This window comes from Methylobacterium sp. WSM2598 (genome assembly GCF_000379105.1).
Lineage (GTDB): Bacteria > Pseudomonadota > Alphaproteobacteria > Rhizobiales > Beijerinckiaceae > Methylobacterium.
Window position 1 is genome coordinate 3,267,067 of sequence record NZ_KB900609.1, and the last position, 4,606, is coordinate 3,271,672.

Sequence of the window (4,606 nt, forward strand, 5' to 3'; positions counted from 1 at the left end):
GCGCAGGCCCAAACCTGACGCCGTTGACTTCGGACACCATCATTCTGAGGGACGACCACCCAACCTCAAGCGCTCCGGTGTTCGGCGCGCCCGTTACATCATCTAGGTAGGAGAACGCGCTCCGGCGACAGCCGGAGTTGGGCCCCTATGCGGCGCTCTGCGGCCGCCTACCTACGAGGAACACCTTTTAGGAAAATCAATGACTTACCTGGGCTTCCCAAGCTGAATGTCGTCGGTTCGATCCCGATCGCCCGCTCCAACTGATTTCTGGCTTCCGCTGTCGCTTTGATCGGCCTCGCTGGTCGGGGATTCCCTATGGTGGTCCCCGCCGTTCCTCTTGCCCGTTCAGGGTTCGGCCGGGTCTGGCCGGCAGGGGCGTGCGGGCTCGCGCCGTCGGCCGAGGTCGGTGCGCGGCCCGGACGCGCGCCTCCGCGGCAAGGCCATTCAGCAGGGGCCGTCGCCGACCACGCCCGGCCGCGAGAGGCGCTGGCCACACTCACGACGCATTTGATGGCGCGAACTGCGCCGTTGCTTCAACGCCAGCGCGAGCGAGGCCGCAAGATCGCACGAACGTTGCCGGCTTCGGCCAATGGCGAGCGCCGCGCGGCGGAGGCCGTGCTTGTCAGCCGCACCCGGTACCGGCAATCTAAGCTGGGCCGTAGGCGTCACGGGTCGCCGGAGCGTTCTCTCATCGGGCCGCAAGAGACGGGAAGTCCCAAATCATGATGATCGACGGTAGGAAGGCCGGGGCCGGCGGGAGGGACGAGACCGCTCTGGTGCGGCGTCAGGCGCGGCTTCTCACGCGCCGGTCGTTCCTGGTCGGCTCGACCGTCGGCGTCGGCGCGCTCGGGCTCGCCGGCTGCGCGGCGTCCGACAGCCTGCTCCTTGCCGAGGCGACGAAGATCTACGGACCGCTGCCGGAGGAGAAATTCCCGATCCCGGCGGTCGACATCAGCAAGGTCGATCCAAAGTACTACCGCAGAACAGTTCGTTACGATTCCAAAGAAGCGCCCGGAACGATCGTCGTCGATCCCGGCAATTTCTATGTCTACCGCATCGAGGGCGACGGGTCTGCCACGCGCTACGGGGCCAATGTCGGCCGCGACGGGTTCCTGTGGAGCGGTGACGCCTATGTCGGCCGCAAGTCCGAATGGGCGACGTGGACACCGCCCAAGGAGATGATCCGGCGTCAGCCCGAGGCCGCCAAATACGCCCGCGGCATGCCGGGCGGCCTCGACAACCCGCTCGGTGCCCGCACCCTCCACCTCTACCAGAACGGCGCCTACACGCTCTACACGATCTACGCCAGCAGCGAGCCCGAATCGATCGGCAAGGGCATCACGAGCGGCTGCGTCGGCCTGCTGAGTCAGGACATGATCCACCTCTACGCGCGGACGCCGGTCAAGACGAAGGTGATCGTCCTGCCCGCGTAGGGAGAGGCGGCGGCCCTGTTTCGGTCAGCGATCGGCACGGCTCGGATTCTTGATCTGGCCGTCGACGAGGCCCGCGAAGGTGCCGAGGGCCACCGGCCAGTCGAGGGGCCCGGTCGAGCGCCGCGGACAGGGCCTCGTCCGCCGCGGTCCCGCAGGGGGCGTTGCCGGCGCGCAGCGTCGCACGCGGCGCGGGCGCGGCTTCGTCGATGCCGGGCGGCGGGCGCGCGGCGGGCGGGGTTCGGTGGCGCAGGTCCCGCCCCCCGGCGGCAGAGATGGCGGGCCGCGTCGTGGCCGCGCCGGTGACGGCAGCGCGGCTGCCGGCATCGGGCAGGTGCCCGGGCGGAGATGAGAAGGAGCACGCGCGAACCCGGCCCACGCCTGCCGCTGCGGCGTTGCAGGACGAGAACGCGGTCCTCACGCGATCGGCAAGAGCACGAACCCTTGGATACGGTCGCGAGCGAGCAGGCGCGCGAGATGTCCGCCCCTCTCGTCAGCGCGGTCCTCGCGTGCACTGAGGTAATCTGGATACGCAACGTCCCGTGAGCGCCGCGAATCGGCGTGAGTTCGCGCGAAACGCACGGATGTCGGTTCGTCGCGTCGGTGAGAAGGGGTGAGAACGGGCGTGCGGACCGACGCGGGGCCCGCCCCGCCGCCTCCCGACCGGCCGGCTCAGGTCTCGGAGGGCCCGCACCAGCCCGGCAGGTAGTGGGCCTCCGGCGACTTGGCGCAGGCCATCGCCTCCCCCAGCGCCGCGCCGAAATCCTCGCGCAGCCTCCGCTTCTCGATCCGGCGGCGCAGGAAATCCGCCCACAGGAACTCGCTGAACGGCGTCGTCTCCTTGGCGAAGCCGCCCTTCCGGCGCAACGCCCCGGCGAGGCTGCGATAGGGATCGTCCTCCAGATCCGCGAGGGATTTCGGGATGGCCTTGAACCCGACCCGGACGCCCTCGGCGTCGTAGGGGTGGACCCAGGCCTTGTGGTCGCAGACGGTCCAGAAATCCGCCTTGTCGAGGTGGTGCAGGTCCGCGACCTCGGTCACCATCACGGTCTCGACCTGCTCGAGGAACAGCGCCCTGGCGAGGTGGTGGTGGTCCAGGATGTAGTGGTGCGCCTTCGGCCCGATCAGGGTCGGGATCATGTGCGAGCCGAGGAACTTCGCCCGCTCGTCCGGGTCCTGGCCGCGCCAGTGCTCCCGCTTGGCCTCCACCTCCCGGAAGCCGACCGTGATCTGGGTCGGCCGCAGGTCCTTCACGCGCACCTGCTTCAGCAAGGGTTCCGGAAGTGCCATGCGGCGTCGCCCCCGACGGGGCGGGTCGGGCCCGGAACGAGGGGGCCCGGCCCGCCGATCTTCGCCGCAGCAGGCCATCGCGGCCCGGGCGCGTCAAGGCCGCCCGGCGCGGCCGGCGCCGTTAACTAATTCTTCACCGATCCGTTGCCCGCACCCGCCGCTCGTGCCACGAAAGCTTAACGGAAGCTTAACGGGGCGGACGGATGCGGAGCGGGGATCACAGGGGGAGCCGGAGCCTGCTGCGGACGGGCCTGCTCCTCGCCGGCCTCCTGACGGCCTCGCAGGCGACGGGCCAGACCCTCGCCGCCCTCCCCCCCGCCGGGCCCCTGCCGGTGGCGAGCGGCGAGGCGAAGCCGATCCCGGCCTGGGTCGAGTTCTGCCGGCGCTCCGCGGCGGAATGCGCGGTCGACCCCTCCGAGCCCGAGACGATCACGCTGAGCCCGCGCGTCTGGCAGACCATCCTCACGGTCAATCGCGGCGTGAACGGCCGCATCCGCCCGATCACCGACCAGGAGCATTGGGGCGTGCCCGACCGCTGGGACCTCGCCGAGGACGGCACGGGCGATTGCGAGGACTTCCAGCTGCTCAAGCGCAAGCTGCTCGCCGAGGGCGGCCTGCCGCGCCGGGCGATGCGCATGACGGTGGTGATCGACGAGAAGGGCGAGGGCCACGCGGTGCTGATGCTGCGCACCGACCGCGGCGACCTCGTGCTCGACAACAAGACCAGCGCGGTGCTCCCCTGGCACCGGACCGGCTACACCTTCATCAAGCGCGAGTCCCAGAGCGCGGTGGCCTGGGTCTCCCTGGGCGGCGCGACCGGACCGACCATGACGGCCAATCGCTGACGAATCAGCGCCGAATTGGACGTCTCGAATTGGAACCGAAATGCGGCGGGGACGTTCATTAAGGTTTAAATTTTTCGGTTGAGCGGGTCCCTGCACCGTGGCAGCCTGCGTGCAACGAATTTGCACATGGGTCGATGGGGCAGATGCGGGTTGTGTTGGTTGGCCCTGGCCGGGCGAGCGGTGTCGATCGCCAGGGCCTCATCTCGCGCTGCGCCCGTGCCGCGCAACTCGGTCTCGTGGGCGCCACGCTGCTGATCGGCGGCGCCACCAGCCAGGCCCAGACCCAGACCCTGGCGGCCCTCCCGGACGCGAGCGCGGCGATCGAGCGCGGCGGTTCGGCCAAGCCGGTGAGCGCCTGGGTCGAGTTCTGCCAGCGCTATCCGGGCGAGTGCGCGGTCGACGTCAACGAGCCGGCGGCGATCACCCTGACGCCGGCCCTGATGAAGACGCTGGTGGCCGTGAACCGGCGGGTCAATTCCCGCATCAAGCCGCTCACCGACCAGGCGCATTGGGGCGTGGTCGACCGTTGGGACTTCCCCGACGACGGCTACGGCGATTGCGAGGATTACCAGCTCCTGAAGCGCCGAATGCTGGTGGAGCGCGGCCTGCCGCGCCGCGCCCTGCGCATGACGGTGGTGATCGACGAGATCGGCGAGGGCCACGCGGTGCTGATGGTGCGCACCGACCGGGGCGACTACATCCTCGACAACAAGACCAACGCGATCCTGCCGTGGCAGCGCACCGGATACACCTACGTGAAGCGCGAGGGCCAGGAGGGTCTGGCCTGGGTGTCGCTGAACGGCGTCGCCTCGCCGGTCACCACCGCGAACCGCTGAGAGGTCGACGATCGAGCGGTTCCCGACGCCCCTTCTGACCTGGCGTGCCGCGAAGCCTGGATCCTCGGTAGCTCGCAGGTGTGGCGGGTCACATCCTCCCTCGTGCTGAGAGGCTCTGAGGCTCGCCGCACGCGCGCCGCAGCATGGGTCAGCGATCCCGCCCGATCCCTCGCACGTCCGCGGCGTGGTCGCGCAGGCCGTCCGG

4 protein-coding genes are annotated in these 4,606 nt (G+C 69.9%); 3 read left to right on the forward strand and 1 reads right to left on the reverse strand.

The window, feature by feature from the left end; translation table 11 throughout:
- Nucleotides 1-722: 722 nt before the first annotated feature.
- Nucleotides 723-1,433, forward strand: a complete 711-nt coding sequence (locus tag MET2598_RS0115465; RefSeq protein ID WP_018261458.1) for a L,D-transpeptidase — start codon at nucleotides 723-725, stop codon at nucleotides 1,431-1,433.
- A 669-nt stretch (nucleotides 1,434-2,102) separates the two neighbouring features.
- Here the strand turns inward: MET2598_RS0115465 and MET2598_RS0115470 are convergent.
- Nucleotides 2,103-2,720: a ParB-like protein gene (locus MET2598_RS0115470; RefSeq protein WP_012334001.1), complete on the reverse strand. Its 618-nt coding sequence runs from the start codon at nucleotides 2,718-2,720 to the stop codon at nucleotides 2,103-2,105.
- Nucleotides 2,721-2,923: 203 nt separating this feature from the next.
- Between MET2598_RS0115470 and MET2598_RS0115475 the strand changes: the two genes are divergently transcribed.
- Both MET2598_RS0115475 and MET2598_RS0115480 read left to right on the forward strand, forming a co-directional pair.
- A complete protein-coding gene (locus MET2598_RS0115475; RefSeq protein ID WP_018261460.1) occupies nucleotides 2,924-3,565 on the forward strand; it encodes a transglutaminase-like cysteine peptidase in 642 nt (213 codons plus the stop codon).
- A gap of 143 nt (nucleotides 3,566-3,708) precedes the next feature.
- Nucleotides 3,709-4,401 (forward strand): transglutaminase-like cysteine peptidase, encoded by a 693-nt coding sequence (locus MET2598_RS0115480; protein WP_012332271.1) that lies wholly within the window; start codon nucleotides 3,709-3,711, stop codon nucleotides 4,399-4,401.
- The last annotated feature ends 205 nt before the right edge of the window (nucleotides 4,402-4,606 follow it).